This window comes from Acinetobacter sp. YH12129 (assembly GCF_013418685.1).
In the GTDB taxonomy this organism is placed as follows: Bacteria; Pseudomonadota; Gammaproteobacteria; order Pseudomonadales; family Moraxellaceae; genus Acinetobacter; species Acinetobacter amyesii.
Window position 1 is genome coordinate 236,554 of record NZ_VPBP01000001.1, and the last position, 15,776, is coordinate 252,329.

General features: G+C 42.0%; 12 protein-coding genes, 4 tRNA genes and 1 pseudogene. 10 read left to right on the forward strand and 7 right to left on the reverse strand.

All coding sequences use genetic code 11. The features are described 5' to 3' along the window. Window positions 1–266: 266 nt before the first annotated feature. From FTU65_RS01215 to FTU65_RS01225, 3 genes are all read left to right on the forward strand, one after another. The gene (locus tag FTU65_RS01215; RefSeq protein WP_180064813.1) at window positions 267–1,331 is read left to right on the forward strand and encodes a hypothetical protein; all 1,065 of its coding nucleotides are present in this window, start codon (window positions 267–269) and stop codon (window positions 1,329–1,331) included. A gap of 41 nt (window positions 1,332–1,372) precedes the next feature. Next, window positions 1,373–1,945, forward strand: coding sequence for a rhombosortase (rrtA, locus tag FTU65_RS01220; protein WP_180064812.1), 573 nt, complete (start codon window positions 1,373–1,375; stop codon window positions 1,943–1,945). A 191-nt stretch (window positions 1,946–2,136) separates the two neighbouring features. After that, entirely contained in the window at window positions 2,137–4,422 is a 2,286-nt protein-coding gene (locus FTU65_RS01225) for a TRAP transporter large permease subunit (RefSeq protein WP_180003463.1), read from the forward strand. 87 nt (window positions 4,423–4,509) lie between these two features. On the opposite strand, the gene FTU65_RS01230 is transcribed toward FTU65_RS01225, so the two are convergent. From FTU65_RS01230 to rnr, 5 genes are all read right to left on the reverse strand, one after another. Then, window positions 4,510–5,385, reverse strand: coding sequence for a DMT family transporter (locus FTU65_RS01230; RefSeq protein WP_180064811.1), 876 nt, complete (start codon window positions 5,383–5,385; stop codon window positions 4,510–4,512). 66 nt (window positions 5,386–5,451) lie between these two features. Further along, a complete protein-coding gene (locus tag FTU65_RS01235) occupies window positions 5,452–5,889 on the reverse strand; it encodes a hypothetical protein (protein WP_111885422.1) in 438 nt (145 codons plus the stop codon). A gap of 16 nt (window positions 5,890–5,905) precedes the next feature. Further along, window positions 5,906–6,115 (reverse strand): YheV family putative zinc ribbon protein, encoded by a 210-nt coding sequence (locus FTU65_RS01240; RefSeq protein WP_171256675.1) that lies wholly within the window; start codon window positions 6,113–6,115, stop codon window positions 5,906–5,908. A 40-nt stretch (window positions 6,116–6,155) separates the two neighbouring features. Beyond that, window positions 6,156–8,195, reverse strand: coding sequence for a M3 family metallopeptidase (locus FTU65_RS01245; protein ID WP_180064810.1), 2,040 nt, complete (start codon window positions 8,193–8,195; stop codon window positions 6,156–6,158). Between the two features lie 161 nt (window positions 8,196–8,356). After that, complete coding sequence (gene rnr, locus FTU65_RS01250; protein WP_180064809.1) at window positions 8,357–10,774, reverse strand: ribonuclease R; 2,418 nt, start codon at window positions 10,772–10,774, stop codon at window positions 8,357–8,359. A 268-nt stretch (window positions 10,775–11,042) separates the two neighbouring features. Between rnr and FTU65_RS01255 the strand changes: the two genes are divergently transcribed. From FTU65_RS01255 to FTU65_RS01270, 4 genes are all read left to right on the forward strand, one after another. Beyond that, window positions 11,043–11,132: transfer RNA gene (locus tag FTU65_RS01255), tRNA-Ser, on the forward strand. Window positions 11,133–11,147: 15 nt separating this feature from the next. Further along, a tRNA-Arg gene (locus FTU65_RS01260) sits at window positions 11,148–11,224 on the forward strand. Between the two features lie 45 nt (window positions 11,225–11,269). Beyond that, window positions 11,270–11,346 (forward strand) — tRNA-Arg (locus FTU65_RS01265). A 503-nt stretch (window positions 11,347–11,849) separates the two neighbouring features. Beyond that, window positions 11,850–11,926: transfer RNA gene (locus FTU65_RS01270), tRNA-Arg, on the forward strand. Window positions 11,927–12,019: 93 nt separating this feature from the next. On the opposite strand, the gene FTU65_RS01275 is transcribed toward FTU65_RS01270, so the two are convergent. Continuing rightward, window positions 12,020–13,303: an SRPBCC family protein gene (locus tag FTU65_RS01275; RefSeq protein ID WP_257222547.1), complete on the reverse strand. Its 1,284-nt coding sequence runs from the start codon at window positions 13,301–13,303 to the stop codon at window positions 12,020–12,022. Between the two features lie 184 nt (window positions 13,304–13,487). Here FTU65_RS01275 and FTU65_RS01280 point away from each other — a divergent pair, with 184 nt between their 5' ends. Both FTU65_RS01280 and FTU65_RS01285 read left to right on the forward strand, forming a co-directional pair. Further along, the gene (locus FTU65_RS01280) at window positions 13,488–13,985 is read left to right on the forward strand and encodes a YcxB family protein (RefSeq protein WP_111885932.1); all 498 of its coding nucleotides are present in this window, start codon (window positions 13,488–13,490) and stop codon (window positions 13,983–13,985) included. A gap of 8 nt (window positions 13,986–13,993) precedes the next feature. Beyond that, complete coding sequence (locus FTU65_RS01285; RefSeq protein ID WP_368856482.1) at window positions 13,994–14,659, forward strand: fumarylacetoacetate hydrolase family protein; 666 nt, start codon at window positions 13,994–13,996, stop codon at window positions 14,657–14,659. 52 nt (window positions 14,660–14,711) lie between these two features. On the opposite strand, the gene FTU65_RS01290 is transcribed toward FTU65_RS01285, so the two are convergent. After that, window positions 14,712–15,500 (reverse strand): tetratricopeptide repeat protein, encoded by a 789-nt coding sequence (locus FTU65_RS01290; protein WP_180010536.1) that lies wholly within the window; start codon window positions 15,498–15,500, stop codon window positions 14,712–14,714. Between the two features lie 209 nt (window positions 15,501–15,709). Here FTU65_RS01290 and FTU65_RS16440 point away from each other — a divergent pair. Next, window positions 15,710–15,776, forward strand: a pseudogene (locus tag FTU65_RS16440) (helix-turn-helix domain-containing protein); the annotation flags it as partial.

Consider the following 15,776-nt stretch of genomic DNA (forward strand, 5'->3'; position numbering starts at 1 on the left):
ACGACTGGGAACAGTGCTGAAGGAACAGTTAACTCAAAAATAAGCAGTCAAACGCTTTCACAGTTAATAAGTAGCATGTGCCGAACCGTCGCTATGCTACTTTTTTTTGCCTAAAATTTAGTCTTTGTAAAAAATCAGTCAATTGCATTCAGCTTGATTCGTGGCACAGTGTGTCGTTCAAATTAGAGCAAATACTCTTTTATTCATTTTTTGCTTCTGATATGTTTGTCGTGATGGACATAAACACAATTATAGAGGACAGGAAAATGTCGAGCGTCCAAAAAATATGCCAGGGTGTGGCAGTTGTAGCAATAACAAGTACATTATTCGCGGGTTGTTCGCAGGTTGTAAAAACCGGTGCTAATGTTGCACTCGGATTTACCGAAAAACATATTGTGCCACCAATTTTAGCCATGGGAGATGCTGAAATGGTGTGTAATTCAGGTAATTCATTAACTCCAGCCATTATGGCCACCAAAGATATGGGCGCAGACCCAACACGTGTGGCTGTGTTGATGTATTCAGCAGCAGGGATTTGTGCAGAACAAAAAGCCTTGGACGCAGAGTTACGCTATTTACGTGCATCTAAAGCTAACCAAGTATCCGAAGCACAGGATGCTCGTGTTGAGCAAAAGCGTTGGGCGGCACTTGCTGCACAGCGTCAATATACCGGCTATCAATTATTTCAAGATCGTTTTGAAAAGAAGTATAAGAAAAGTCTAGGTGAAGGCTGTCCAAAAATGAACAGCGACATTGACCAAACAGTGTATATGTTGGGAATGTTAAGTGGCTTACAGGCCATGACCAATGATATTAACTCAGGTGGGGCGGTAAACGTTCCGAAAGACATTGCTGCGATTGTTGAACGCGGTATGGTGTGTCTGAATAATGAAAAATTCTGGGGCGCACCAAATGCAACCCGCGCTGTGATCTGGACGTTATTGCCGGGTGCTGGAGATGGAAAACCTGATCCATACCAAACCTTAAAACAATCCGCGCAAATTGGTGAGCAAAAAGGCGTGAGACTGTCTCATGCGTTATATGCGGTAGCTGCACAAGCCAGTGGCGATGATGCGAAAATCCGTGATGCACTACGTACCTTTGCACAAGCGCGTAGTGATGAAAAACCTGTTAACCCGCAATTTAAGCTCATCGATAGTATGGCTGAAAGCATGGTGAAAGGGATTTCAGATCGTTATTGGACTGAACATACAGGCGTTCGTACCGGTGATGATGGTATGGAACATTTCTGGGATGAAAGTGCCAATAGTTCAGAACTCGATGATTTGTTTAGTGGCGATGCTGAAACCAGTGGTGCTGCAACAAATTAATAAAGCATGTAGTCCAAATGTGAGGTACAGGAGGAGCGAAAATGAAAACACAATTTTTAATTCCGAAAATTGTCTTTCTTGCCGTATTCGTTTCGATCTGTGCCTCGCTACAGGTATTTAAAGACTATTTTATCTACTGGCAAGATGATTTATTTCATGACTTTTGGCGCTTATGGACGGCCCATTGGGTTCATGTTGGTTGGATTCATTTTGCTTTAAATATGTTGGCCTTTATCTGCTTACCGTTTATTTTTCCAAGAGTTTCAATATGGCACTTTGTTGCCATCTTATTGATTTTATCCCCTTTAATCAGTCTAAGTTTCTATTTTTTCTTACCCGATATTGAAGCCTATGCCGGATTATCTGGTGTCTTACATGGTGCCTATGTCGCGGTCGCTTGTGTGCATTTGATGTATCGACGGGAGCGAAATTTTGCAGCCTTTGTATTGTTGCTGATTTTGGCAAAATTGGTGTGGGAAAATACCGTGGGCAATACGGGAACGGCTGAATTAATTGGAAGCCCCATTTTAGTCGAAGCACATTTATTGGGGGTGATTTGGGGCATTATCATCGCCTTGTTCTATCTTGTTGGCAATTATTTCTGGGATCGTTAGCTCACTTTAGGTGATTGGGTTGACAAAAAAAACCGAAAAGAAAATACATATTGTCATTTTAATGTTTTGAATATTGATGCAAATTTAAACGTAATAATAAAACAGTTAGGTCAGGGAAAGGATCTTCTCGAGCCGCTAAGGAAAAGGATGCTTGGCTCCGCTAGGCTCCAAAATAAAAAATAGGAAGACTCATGCAAAATGATGCACAAAACAGATCCGGCATCGTCGGGCTGTTAAGGTATGTCTGGACAGAATGGATTTCGACTCTAGTCGTGTTGATCTTGCTTCTGCTTACATTGATTATCGGTACAGGGGAGATGATTCATGGTCAGCTTCTGCGTACTGGTGAGCGTTTGTATGGTAATGAAAGCATTGGGATGCAGTATTCATTTTTACGTGCAGAACCGACCAAGCCTGAATGTGACCGTAACCCGAATGTCGATGCGTTGGTGAAAACTCAAATGCAAGCCAATGCAGCAGATGAGTTTGCTGATTTTTTTGGTACGGCATCTGAGAATGACGTTCGTTCGTCTATTTTAGCGAGTGTGCAGCAGTGTGAAGAAAAGTATCAATTTTATGATAAAGCCATGCAACATATGGAGAAGCATCCGAGTATTCGCGCCTATCGTAATTTTGAAACAAGCTTCTTCGGTATCTTTAAATTTGGTACTGAAAATCGCGCCATTTTGTTGATTTTTATGGTGGTTATAGCTGCGATTAGTGCGACATTGAAAATTCATCATATTGGTCTACGCGGTCCTGCAACCAAGAAGGATTATCGTGTTTATAGCCTGATGATGAGCTTCGGTAATGGACTGTTAACCTACTCAAGTATCAGCCAATTCAATTCAGTGAAAAATTCGGGAGTTCCAATGACCACCGAAACTGAACTGATTTATTGGATGTGGATGACGCTGTTCTCAATCCTGACATTGATCAGTGTTTTGCAATTGTTTAGTCCGCCAAAAGATGCCAAAGAGGGCGGTAGTCTTAGTTTCGCGTTCCTAAGCGTGCCTTTATATGCGTATATGGCGTTGATTACAGGTATCGCCTTTATCTTCTTTATGGACTACCCGATGGGGCAAGGCATCTATTTAGGGCAATTGGTCGAGTTTTCAAGTATTTTCCTGAATCTAGCGTTATTCATTTGGGCGGGTATGTTGTTGAAGCAAACCCGTGTCGTAGATTTATTCTTGAATATTTTACGCCCATGGAACTTAGCTCCTGAGACTTTAACATGGCTGATTTTAATCGCAGCAGCATTGCCTACAGCCTATACTGGAGCATCGGGGATCTTTGTCATTGCGGCAGGCGCGATTATTTATAAGGAAGTGTGGAACGCTGGCGGACGCCGTCAATTTGCCTTGGCTGCAACAGCAATGTCCGGTTCGCTTGGGGTGGTTTTACGTCCATGCTTATTGATTGTGGTTGTTGCATCGCTAAATAAAGAAGTGACCACGGATCTGCTTTATCAATATGGTATTTATACGTTCTTGCTGACATCTACGATGTTTTTAATTGTGTCGTTATTTTTTGCAGAACATAAGTTCCGTATTGCTCAAGCCAATGTGGCAGCGCCGCAGTCAGGACGTGCCTTCTTAGCCGTTATTCCTTATATTGTGATTTTCGTGCTGATTTGGATGTTCTATAAATATTTATTGAATACAGATTTAAATGAATTTACTGCACCAGTCATGATGCCTGTTATTCTGCTGATGATCGTTTTAGTGGATAAATTACGTCATCAGCCAGCACCATTGTCAGCAGTTGGGCATTGGGATGAAACACTAACAGCAAATTATAGTGCGAATGCTGAACCTGCTTTAGCCGGCGCACAGGTTGCACATGCAGAATACCGTGAAGGATTACATGGTAATAGCACAGATGATGGGCAGGCTGCGAATCATACAGTGGCTCAATCCAGCTCTATGCAGATTCTACGTCAAGTTGGTTTTTGGAAGTCGATGCATATTTCGACCAGTGAAACCGTTGGACATATCGGTGCTTTGGTTATTTTGATGGCGCTTTCGGTAAGCGTTGGTGGATTGCTAGAGCGTACTGAAGTCATGAGTTTATTCCCAACTGATATCAGCAGTACTTTTTTGGTTATCACATTGATTGTCGGATTGATGGTCTTTGTGGGTATGATTATGGATCCGTTTGGCGCAGTCATTTTAATTTCTGCAACTATTGCTCCTGTAGCCTATCAATACGGTATTCATCCTGTGCATTTTTGGATGATTACACTCATTGGTTTTGAGCTAGGTTATGTTACGCCTCCAGTTGCATTGAACCACCTCTTGGCCCGACAGTCGATAGGGGATGCTGAAGTCAATGAAGCGGATGCTGAAGTTCGTCACTTGTCGTTTTATTACCGTTATGAACGTTGGATTTTGCCGCTGATTGTGCTGTTCCCTGCAATGTTGATTATTGCGTATCTGCCGTATTTCTTTAAGCTGTTTGGTTGGTATCAATAAATTAATTTTGAAGCATTAAAAAAGCACCTTCGGGTGCTTTTTTATTGAATAAGGGGCTGTGCATTTGATGGTAAATGGTTTGAATCTTTATGACTTTTTAAACTTATTTTGTAGGATTGGACTACAGAGCAAAATCGCTAAAAATATAAAAGCAAAACCGAATAGGCTGTAAATATCTGGCAATTCTTGCCACAGTGCAAAGCCCCAAATACCCGCAAAAATAATCGCGATATAGTTCACGGGGCCAATTTGACCTGCGGGTGCAAGCTTATAGGCATTGGACATAAAAATTTGACTGATATTGGCCAAAAGCCCCGCTGTAATCAGAAAAGCAAACTCCTTGAAACTATAAGGACGCCAAAGCCAGAACATCGGGATCATGGAAATGAGTGTGCCAAAAAAGCAGAAATAAAACACGATGCGTTCAGGTGGTTCAGTTGCTGTAAGGGCACGGACAGTGACAAATGCCATGGCTGCCAAGAAGCTTGCGGTTAGTCCGATGAGTGATAACTGATTGAACATTCCTGCATCGGGCTTTGCGACGAAGAGGACGCCAATCAAACCAATGACTGCGGCAATGAGCATACTCAGGGTCATTTTTTCTTTTAAAAATAACCATGCAATTAAGGGGATGAAGATCGGCGAGGAATAGGTGAAGACCATGGCATTGGAGAGTTTTAAGTGGGCAATGGCATAAAAAAAGCCATACATTGCCACCAAGCCTACAATTGAACGCCATGTATGCATCCACAATTTTTCAGTTCTAAAAAATGTGCTGCCCTTTTGTAGGATCAAAGGTAGAAAGATCAATAAGCCAACCGCATTGCGAAAAAATACGATGGTGGCATTATCTACTGTGTGGGATGCGTAGCGTATACAAACCCCCATAATGGAAAAAAGCAGCGCTGATAGCATGAGAAAGCCAATTGCTTTGGGGATATTTTGTGGTGTAGTAGTGGACATAACAAAAAGGCTAAAAAATCTGATGATATTCTAGCCTATAAGTACGCAGGGTGTAGCAGAAGTCGGTTATTTTGCTTGTTGTGCTAACTGGGCTTCGAGTAATTTAATTTGTTCTTCTTTCAGTTTAATCAGCTCATCTGCATCTGAATGCTGCTGTTTTAAGCTTTGTTCCTGATCATTCAATTGCTGTTGAATGTCATCTAATTTGGCAATTTCTTCTTTGGCTAAAGAGGCATTTTCAGGCACAGCTGCATCTAAAATGTCTTCTTCGACCAATTTAATGGTGTCAGTCTCTGCGGTAGGGACTGATGCTTCAGTTTCAGATTGGACAGGGACTGCAACAGGCGGTTTAGCCGGTGCAGCGACCATTTCTTCTTGAAGTACAGATTTATCAGCTGTACTGCTGCTTAACCATTGATATGCAAAAAAGATAGCAATCAATAACGTTAAGCCCCCAATGATTCCAACTAACAGTTTTGGATTATTTCTTTGATCTACTAGCATTATGTGACCTTAATTTTTATTTAGGCTGACGTGGCTTAAATTGGATCACACCGATATCGTCTGGCACGGCAGGTTGTTCAGGTTGATCGACATGAGTCGGTCGATTTTCACTGTAACCACAATCAATGCATTCGATCCATTCGTCTTCGCCAGAGGTCAGCATGACAACCCGGTCCATCGCTTGGCATTTTGGACATTTTGCACCTGCAATGAAGCGTCGTTTAATGGTCATCATACTTACCTTGAATCTAACTAAGGTCCCTAGTTTAAGCGTTTTTAGATGCGTTCGTCCAACCTTGATGACGCAGCAAAGCATCTATTTTTGGCTCGCGTCCGCGGAAATTGATAAATGCGTCAAGTGCCGTATCTTTTCCGCCAACTGCTAGAATAAATTGTCTAAACGACTTGCCAGTCGAAGTATTAAAAATTCCTTCATTTTCGAATCGGTCGAAGGCATCACTTGCCAAAACCTCTGCCCATTTGTATGAATAATAACCAGCAGCGTAACCACCTGCAAAGATATGACTGAAACCATGTTGGAAACGGTTGTACGAAGTAGTGGGTGCAACTGCATATTTTTGACGAATATCATCTAAGGTTTGTTGGATGCCTGCAGCGTCCAAAGCAGGGTTGGCCTTATGGATATTTAAGTCAAACATGGCAAATTCAATTTGACGTAAAGTTTGCATCCCAGACTGGAAGAAACGTGCATCTTGCAGTGCTTTTAGCAGATCGGCTGGTAAAGTTTGTTTTGATTCGATATGTTCACTGAGTAAATCTAAACTTTCTTGATCCCAAGTCCAAAATTCCATGAATTGACTTGGTAGCTCTACTGCATCCCACGCCACGCCATGGGTACCAGCCACAGCAATATTATCGACTTCAGTGAGCATGTGATGTAAGCCATGACCAAATTCGTGGAACAACGTCGTTACTTCATCATGGGTAAGTAAAGCAGCTTGCTCACCGACAGGTGGGGTAAAGTTGCAGACCATGTAGCAAATTGGTTTTTGCAGACCATTTTCAGTTTGCATGCGTGAACGGAAGCCGCTCATCCATGCGCCGCCACGTTTACCGCTTCGTGCATACAGGTCAAAGTAAAAACCGCCAATCACGCTGCCTTGATCTTCAAGTTCAAAGTAACGTGCATCGGGATGCCAAACAGGCGCTTCACGCTCGATTACATTGATGCCATAGAGACGATTTACAATGCTGAACAAGCCTTGAATAATTTTAGGTGCAGGGAAGTAGGGCTTCAGGTCTTCTTGTGACAAATTAAACTGTTGAACTTTGAGTTTTTCTGAATAGAAAGTGGCATCCCACGGTTGCAACTCAGTGATACCGTCTTGCGCTGCAATGGCTTTCAGTTCAGCGATTTCTTTCTCTGCTGGCGCACGCGCATGTTCTGCCAGTTCAATCAGGAACTGATCTACAGTTGCCACATCGGGTGCCATTTTGCTTGCTAAAGACAATTCGGCATAGTTGTTAAAACCAAGCAGGCTAGCCATTTCCTGACGTAGTTTCAAGATTTCTTCCATGACCGCTGTATTATCAAATTCAGCAGAGTCTGCCTGATCAGAAGCACGTGTGGTATAGGCTTTATAGAGTGCTTCACGCACTTCGCGGTCTTCTGCATAGGTCATAATGGCAATATAAGACGGGAAGTCGAGTGTGGCTACAGCCTGTTCGAGTTCGCGTTGCTGACCATATTGTTTCAGAAGTTCAATACTGCCTTGAGGTAGTCCTTTGAGCTGCGCTTCAGTTAAAGGTTTGAAGTAGGCTTGGGTGGCATCCAATACGTGATTGGAAAAGTCTGATGATAACTGTGAAAGTCGTGCAGATATTTCTGCATAGCGTTTTTTCGCTTCACCTTCTAAGGCTACGCCTGAAAGTTTAAAATCTCGTAACGCAAGTTTAATCGCGCTTTGCTGTGCTGCAGGAAGCGTGTCGAATACACTGTTGTCATGTACATGCTGATACGTTTGATACAACACTGTATGTTGACCTAGCTGCGTATAGTACTCACTCAGGCTGGGTAATAAAGATTGGTAGAGCTCTCGAGTTTCAGCATTATTCATCACGGCGTTCAGATGCGACAGCACGCCCCATGCTTCACTCATGTTATTTTCAAGGGTATCGACGTGTTCGAGTACTTGTAGTTGTGCTTGTACGGATTCGGGTACATCCGTTAATTCTTTTAAAAATGCCTGACCTTGGGCAATGCTCTGTTCAATCTTTTGTTTTAAGTCTGCAAGGGTAATTTGGTCAAATTGTGGAACAGGCAAAGTTGCCTTTTCTAAAGTCATATTTTCTACTTCATATAAATCCTGAGTTATTTATAGATGTAGGGTTTGTTGCGGGTTAAATCAAGACTAAATCAGGAATTATTCATCTTCTGCAGAGGGCGCGAAGTCTTCACTGATCTTAAGAATCAAAAAAGAGCGCCGAAGCGCTCTTGATTTAAACCTTAATCCGCAGATGATTTTGCATTGGATTTTTTCTTTTTCGGTTTAGATTTTTTCTTCACTTTATCTTTAGCCTTCGCTTCAGATTTGCTTGCAGATTTTTTAGCAGGCTTTTTACCGAATGAACTGGGCTTAGATTTCGACTTTTTGCGTCGTATGGGCTGTTCTCCATCTTCAGCAACGTTGGTTTTACGCTCTGAAAAGACTTCTTCTTTGGCTGTGGGTTTTGCAACACGAGGGGCACGCGCGCGAATAGCACGGCCTGCATGGCTCAATTGTTGAATCAATTCAAAGTCGATTTTGCGCTCTTCTAGATTTACACCAGCAACTTTAATTTTCACTTCATCGCCGAGACTGAAAACTTGACCGCGAGATTGACCAATTAAGCTCTGACTTGGTTGGTCATAGACAAAGAAGTCATCACCCAATTGGCTGACGTGGATCATGCCATCAACATATAAGTCTTTGAGCGTTACAAACAGGCCAAATTCAGCAGTTGCACTGATGGTACCGACAAACTCTTCACCCAAATGCTGCTGCATGTAATGGCACTTCAACCATGTAGTGACAGAACGAGAAGCTTCATCTGCACGGCGCTCAGTCGCAGAGAAGTGTTCACCTGCATCATCCAGCGAAGCACCAGAAATTGGGTAAGGCTTTTTCTTCAATTGTGCTTTGATGGCACGGTGAAGTAACAAGTCTGGATAACGACGGATTGGAGATGTGAAATGCGTATACGCTTCATAAGCCAAGCCAAAGTGACCTGCATTGTTCGCGCCATAATAAGCTTGCATCATTGAGCGGAGTAAAACGGCATGAATGCTTGGAGCATCAATACGGTCTTTAGTGGCATCAATCACGGCTTGATAGTCAGCTTGAGTCGGCTGTTCAGGGAATGGCAGCCCCAATAACTTCACAAAATCACGAACCTTTTGAATACGTGAAAACTCAGGTGGCTCATGCACACGGTACAGCATCGGAATTTCATTTTTTAATGCATATTCTGCCGCTGCGACGTTTGCCAACAACATGCATTCTTCAATTAACTTATGTGCATCATTACGGCTACGCGGTAAGATTTCATTAATACCGCCAAGCTCATCAAAAGTCATATAAGTTTCAACGGTTTCAAATTCCATCGCGTGGCGTTCAGCACGTAAGCCTTTCAACACTTGATACAATTGGAATAGGGTATTGACCGATTTACGCACATCACGGTCTTCAGGAATGGCTTGACTATTACCCTCAAAATATTCGGCAACTTGGGTATAGGTCAAACGAGCTTTTGAATGCATCACACCCGGATAGAATTCAAACTTGGTAACACGACCCGCGCGAGATAAGTTTAAATCACAGACCATACATAAGCGGTCTAGGTGTGGGTTCAAAGAACATAAACCATTCGACAGCGCTTCAGGCAACATCGGCAATACAAAATGAGGGAAGTACACCGATGTACCGCGCTCTTGAGCTTCGTCATCGAGTGGTTTACCCGGACGTACATAATGGCTGACATCGGCAATTGCCACCACAACACGATAACCACCACCTGGACGTTTTTCCGCATACACGGCATCATCGAAGTCGCGGGCATCTTCACCATCAATGGTGACAAGCGCTAAATCACGTAAATCGACACGACCTTCACGGTCTTGTTCTGAGGGTTCTTTAAAGCTGTCAGCTTCTTGTTGTACCGCTTCAGGGAATTCGTAAGGTAAACCAAACTCTAAAATGGTTTGCGGAATAATAATTTCAGTGTCTGCTTTATCAGCCATCGACTGAACAATATGGCCTGTCGCAAATTCTTCTTTGGTTGGGTAGCTGTCAATCGCAATACGCACAGAGTCACCGAGTTTGACTTTGGCATGTTCGATTAATTCTTTTTCTAAAGTAATCGGTTGGTGTGCATTGGGATTTGCCGGCTGAATAAAATATTCACCTTCATACTCAGACACTTTACCAATAATTTCTTTGACACGATGCTGTAGAACTTCAGTAATAAAGCCCCATGCCTTGCCTTTACGGTCTACCGACGTTTGGCGGACTTTAACACGGTCACCATTAAACACCTGACGCAACTCACGTTCAGGAAGTAAAAGGTCATCTTCACCACTAATATTGGCTGTGCCTAAACCTTTTGAGTTGATATAAACCGTTGCTTCATGAGTCGGTTGCTCAGCTGCAAGCTGGAACTTAAATCCATCTTTCATCAACTGACCATCTCGAACCATCGCAATCAGACGATGACTCAGTGCATCAATACTTTTTTGATCGGCAATTTCAAAATGTTCTACAAGATCGGCATGCGACATTGCAGTTTTCAGTTGTTCAATCGTCTCTTGAATTAGAGTACGGCTTGGAATTGGATTGTCATAACGTTCGGCTTCAGCTTTTGCTTCAGGGTCGACCCAGTTTTTCATATGTATTTGGCTTCAAATCAGAAGATTAGGATTAGCATAAGTCATGCAAGCAGATACTGCACGCAATTGATTGCAATAAAGTGTTTTATGCCGATATTTTATAATGTTTAAAGCTGAAAAGTAGGGGACAGCAGCGCGTGCTGAACTAATTTTGCACTAATTTTTTGAAAATCGTTTAAAAAATATCTAATTGAGTAAAAAAATGAAAAAAATATAACGACTGTGCTTGCAGTCGTATCATGATCTTTGTATTATGGCGGCACGTTACGGTGAGATGGGTGAGTGGCTGAAACCACATCCCTGCTAAGGATGCATATGGGCAACTGTATCGAGGGTTCGAATCCCTCTCTCACCGCCACGATTTACTTATGTCGCGCTCATAGCTCAGCTGGATAGAGCACTTGGCTACGAACTAAGGGGTCGGGAGTTCGAATCTCTCTGAGCGCACCAATAAGTAAATCTGAAAACGTAGTCTTTTAAGACGACACAAGTTACGCGCTCATAGCTCAGCTGGATAGAGCACTTGGCTACGAACTAAGGGGTCGGGAGTTCGAATCTCTCTGAGCGCACCAACTTGAACAAATTACCGCACATGTTGCGGTTTTTTTGTGCCTGTGATTTATCGTTTTGATGCAGCCTGTCTTTTGTCTTTTGTCTTTTGTCTTTTGTCTTTTGTCTTTTGTCTTTTGTCTTTTGTCTTTTGTCTTTTGTCTTTTGTCTTTTGCTTTTATAAAGCGTTCTATTCCATTTGCTTTCTTCAACAGATTAACGCTTATTTCAGATATTCATAGTGATGCAATTTTTTTAAATCAAAGTTTAAAAAAGAATTGAGTGAGTTAAAGCAGTGATTCAATGATGGCGATAGATTTATTATCTATCTTGAGCATTTATACGTGAGTATTGCTAAGTTTAAATTCCAAACTTGTGATGCAAAAGCCATTAAAAAAGTAAATCTAGCTGATTTTTAGCGTGTTTAAAGGGTAATTGTTTATTTGCTGTGCGTTTGGTTAAATTTATATGAAAAAGCTCTTAACAAAAAATAAAAATCACGTATAATGAGCCTCATCAAGACGTCGCGCTCATAGCTCAGCTGGATAGAGCACTTGGCTACGAACTAAGGGGTCGGGAGTTCGAATCTCTCTGAGCGCACCAACTTGATCAAGATTGAAAAAACCGCATATGTTGCGGTTTTTTTGTGTCTGAAATATAGCTAAAAACAATAAATTCAGCTCATCAATCAAGGTTCTAACTTAACTTCTGTTTAACTTTAAGTGCAAAGACCGTATTTCCGCCTAAAGCCGGCAACATGTCGTGATACGGCATACTGCGCATAGCACGAAGTAAAAACGGTGCTTTGTCATCAATCTTCATCGCACTGGTCAATTGTAATAACGACCCTTGTTGTAAGGGGCGAATATGCATGGCACCTCGGACAAACTTTAAGTCCCCACCTGTCGCGGTGTATTGATTTTGCAGTAAGTCTGGGTAGTTAAAACGCATTTTAAAATCAAAGGGAATATTGATCACGCCTAAACCCACCGAAATTTTATAGTCGGCATCCATGAGGTGCGGATTAATTTTCTGCACTTGCATATGTTTAACTTGTCTTGGAAATAAGTGCTTGAACGAAGACACATTAATCCAGCGCTGTAAGCTCGAAGGCTCTTGTGCATAATATTGAAAACTGGTGCTAAAGCGCATCAATTCATAATTTTGCCCAAAGGGAACGCGTTGCGCTGTCAAAATAAAGGACACAGGTTCTTTCGAGCTTTGACTTAATTGAGTGACCTTGTCGATTTGAGAGGCATTTAATTTGAGTTCAGGCAATTGATTTGCAGCGAGAGTTTCACTGCTAAAGGCTTTAAATCGGCGCTGTAATGATTCGAGTAAAAAACCATTGGTTCCCGCAGGAATCCCTAACTTGGCATCGGGTAAGGCATTTAATATTTTGCTAAACAAAAAACCTTTGGGCTGATTTAAATCGCCCCATTGGGTCACACTAATCAAGGTGTGTTGTGCATCGATCTCAAACCATTCAATTTTTCCTGCACCAAAGGGCACCGGTGCTTGCAGAACCAAACTATTAATGCTGTTGTGATCAATTTGGTGCTGCATCACCACGGTTTCTTTAAAGTTTAAAACTGGAATCGGCGTCGGGATGTGGATGCGATATTCAACTTGGCTGGTTGAACCTTGCTGTTGCAAAACCTCAGCAGATTTTAGTGTGGGAAATAAGCCAGCATAGTTTGGATAATTACTGAGTAATCTCGCCACATTTTTGCTGTTGGTTGGGACAACCACGGCGGCACTTTGAAATTTACCAATGACTTTTTGACCTGCTTTCATCGTAGGTAGACTAATTTGCTGTGAGGGATGTGCAAAAATCACGATGTGATCACCGGCAAGATTTGCCAAGGCTTTGGCATTGCCATTAAATAAGTCCAAACTGCTCGGGATCTGGGGTTGCCATTGAACGAATTTGGCCCAACTGGTCGATATGCTCAGTCCACTCAGAAACACTAGCATCATAATTATTTTTGTTATCTGCATGTCACATCCTGCGTATGCAATCTTTTATTTGTTGCTGTTTTTAACGTATTTCTAGATGGAAGGGAAGTAGTGATGTGTTACAACCGACCATTAAAAAGCATGAAGCAAGTTTGAATTGTGGTGTAGTATTTAGCGCAATTCATTTTTAAATATTCATACGCTTATGTCTGAAAATCTACCTGCATTATCGCTGCGCTATTTTTTAAATCTAGAAGAATCACAGGATGGTTTTGCACTAGCAACTTTTGGCAAAAAGCAATTTACGCGTTTTTTAACGCCAGCCATTAGCCTTGGGATTATCATCTGGGGTTTTTACTTAGGTGTAAATGGTGTCGGTGCCTACTATGTTGGTCTGGGTGCTTTCTTTTTACTCCTTCAAGGCATCATGCGTTATTGGTTTTTACCGATGATGTTTAAACGCCAGTTTGTAAAATACCAATTAGGCAAAAGTGAACAAGGTATTGATTTATTTCAAGACTATGCAGAAATTCATGCCAATGGTCGTAAGAATGTCTTTCATTATGCTGAAGTGGCAAATTTTGCTGAAGGCAAATTGACCTATATGCTTGAACTGAAAAATAAAACCGTGATTATTGTGCCGAAAAGTGCATTTAAAAATACTGCGGACCAAGCGATTTTTACCAATACTTTTCAGCACTAAGACAATCTATTCATAACAAAAGAGGGAGTAGTATGCAGTCACGTCCATCTAAAATTGTTTGCGTCGGTCGTAGTTATGCAGATCATGCCAAAGAATTAGGCAATGCAATTCCTGACCGTCCTGTACTTTTTATGAAGCCGCCAAGTGCATTAACCGCATTAGAGCAAGGCATCTCATGGAATCCTGCATGGGGCAGTTGCCACTATGAGTGCGAATTAAGTTTACGTATTGATCGTCCTTTATCGGCTGAAACTGATCCACGCAAAGCCTTAGAAGCAGTCGGAGCTGTGACTTTAGGGCTAGACCTGACCTTGCGTGATCTACAAGATGACTTAAAGAAAAAAGGTCAGCCGTGGGAACGTGCCAAAGCTTATGATGGTTCTTGCATCCTTGCGGATTGGATCGATGTCCAAGAAGTGGTTCAAGATTGGAAAGATGTGCATTACACCTTGCATGTCAATGATGAACTGCGTCAGAACGGTGATACTGCATTGCTGATTTTTGATGTGGGTACATTACTGGCCGATATTAGCCAAGTGTTTAGTCTTGAAGCGGGTGATGTGGTCATGACAGGTACGCCTGCAGGTGTCGCGGCACTACAGTCAGGTGAGCAGTTGAAAATGACCCTAAAAGGAAAAAATCAGGATTATATCTGGACAACTTTTGTCAAATAAACTGTGAACGAAATACAAAAAAGGCTGCTTAATGCAGCCTTTTTTGATTGATCTATTCAGTGCTACTTGATGGCGGTGGCTCATTGGGTTGTAAAGGACCAGTGTCTTTCCATGTTTCATAGGTGTCGGCCATATGCTGTGAGTCGGTGTCTCCCAATGCACCTGCTTTGGCATACCATTGTCGCGCTTTTTCACCATCTCGAATATCATAATGATAATAATGTGCCATTTTCATCGCCGCGTCAGCATCTTGCCCTTGTTCTGCGGCATAGCTTAAATATTCAGCTGCTTTGTCGGGTGTTGACGAAGGATGTTCAGAAAAATAATGTTGATTTCCCAAGACTTTGATCGCTTCGACATTCTTTTGTTTGGCTGCTTTTTCATACCAAATTTGCGCTTGGTGCTTATCTTGAATTAAGCCTTTTCCAGTGTCGTACATCCAACCAACGGTATATTCAGCAGCAGGATCATGAGTCTTTTTTGCAAGGTCTAGCACCCAGTGTGCAAGGAAAATATTGCCATCTTGCTGCATCTTTCGAATCACTTGATCTGCATGTGGGTTGCCTTGATAGGCTTGAGTCATTAACCATGCGAATGCGTCCGTAGTGCCTTGATCCGCAGCAGCTTTGTACCAATGTACACTTTGTTCGATGTTTTGTTCTGTGCCCGTTCCACTGAGGTATAAATCACCCACTTTCATTTGTGCGGTCGCATCGCCCGTTTGAGCGGTTTTGAGTGCAGATTTAAATTCACGCTGTTCTTTGGAACTACAAGCCGTTAAAAATACGGCAGATAAACACAGCGCTAAAATGGTTTTTTTATTCATTCGAAATGGAGTCATTATCATTCTTTGTGGATTTTTTGATCTTAGCGGATTGTTGAATCACTTTATAGAGATACTGTGGGCTAAATTTAAACACATTTAGGGCTTTAAGGTAGATTTCCTAAACTGATCTGGGGTGCAAAGCATCCATTTTTTAAACATATTTATAAGTTGACAAAAATAACTAATCATGCGAAAAGGTTTTTTTAGTTAACAGATGTTCACACATGCCTCGGATTGTTTCTGTACCACTTAGTTTAGAACAGCGAGAACGACTCATTTTTCTGGCCAAAC

Excerpts from the sequence above, each read along its gene's own strand:
- FTU65_RS01275 (WP_257222547.1), bottom strand. The coding sequence starts at position 13,303 with ATGATGCTAGTGTTTCTGAGTGGACTGAGCATATCGACCAGTTGGGCC.
- FTU65_RS01245 (WP_180064810.1), bottom strand. The coding sequence starts at position 8,195 with ATGACTTTAGAAAAGGCAACTTTGCCTGTTCCACAATTTGACCAAATT.
- FTU65_RS01215 (WP_180064813.1), top strand. The coding sequence starts at position 267 with ATGTCGAGCGTCCAAAAAATATGCCAGGGTGTGGCAGTTGTAGCAATA.
- rrtA (WP_180064812.1), top strand. The coding sequence starts at position 1,373 with ATGAAAACACAATTTTTAATTCCGAAAATTGTCTTTCTTGCCGTATTC.
- FTU65_RS01235 (WP_111885422.1), bottom strand. The coding sequence starts at position 5,889 with ATGCTAGTAGATCAAAGAAATAATCCAAAACTGTTAGTTGGAATCATT.
- FTU65_RS01290 (WP_180010536.1), bottom strand. The coding sequence starts at position 15,500 with ATGACTCCATTTCGAATGAATAAAAAAACCATTTTAGCGCTGTGTTTA.
- FTU65_RS01280 (WP_111885932.1), top strand. The coding sequence starts at position 13,488 with ATGTCTGAAAATCTACCTGCATTATCGCTGCGCTATTTTTTAAATCTA.
- rnr (WP_180064809.1), bottom strand. The coding sequence starts at position 10,774 with ATGAAAAACTGGGTCGACCCTGAAGCAAAAGCTGAAGCCGAACGTTAT.
- FTU65_RS01230 (WP_180064811.1), bottom strand. The coding sequence starts at position 5,385 with ATGTCCACTACTACACCACAAAATATCCCCAAAGCAATTGGCTTTCTC.
- FTU65_RS01225 (WP_180003463.1), top strand. The coding sequence starts at position 2,137 with ATGCAAAATGATGCACAAAACAGATCCGGCATCGTCGGGCTGTTAAGG.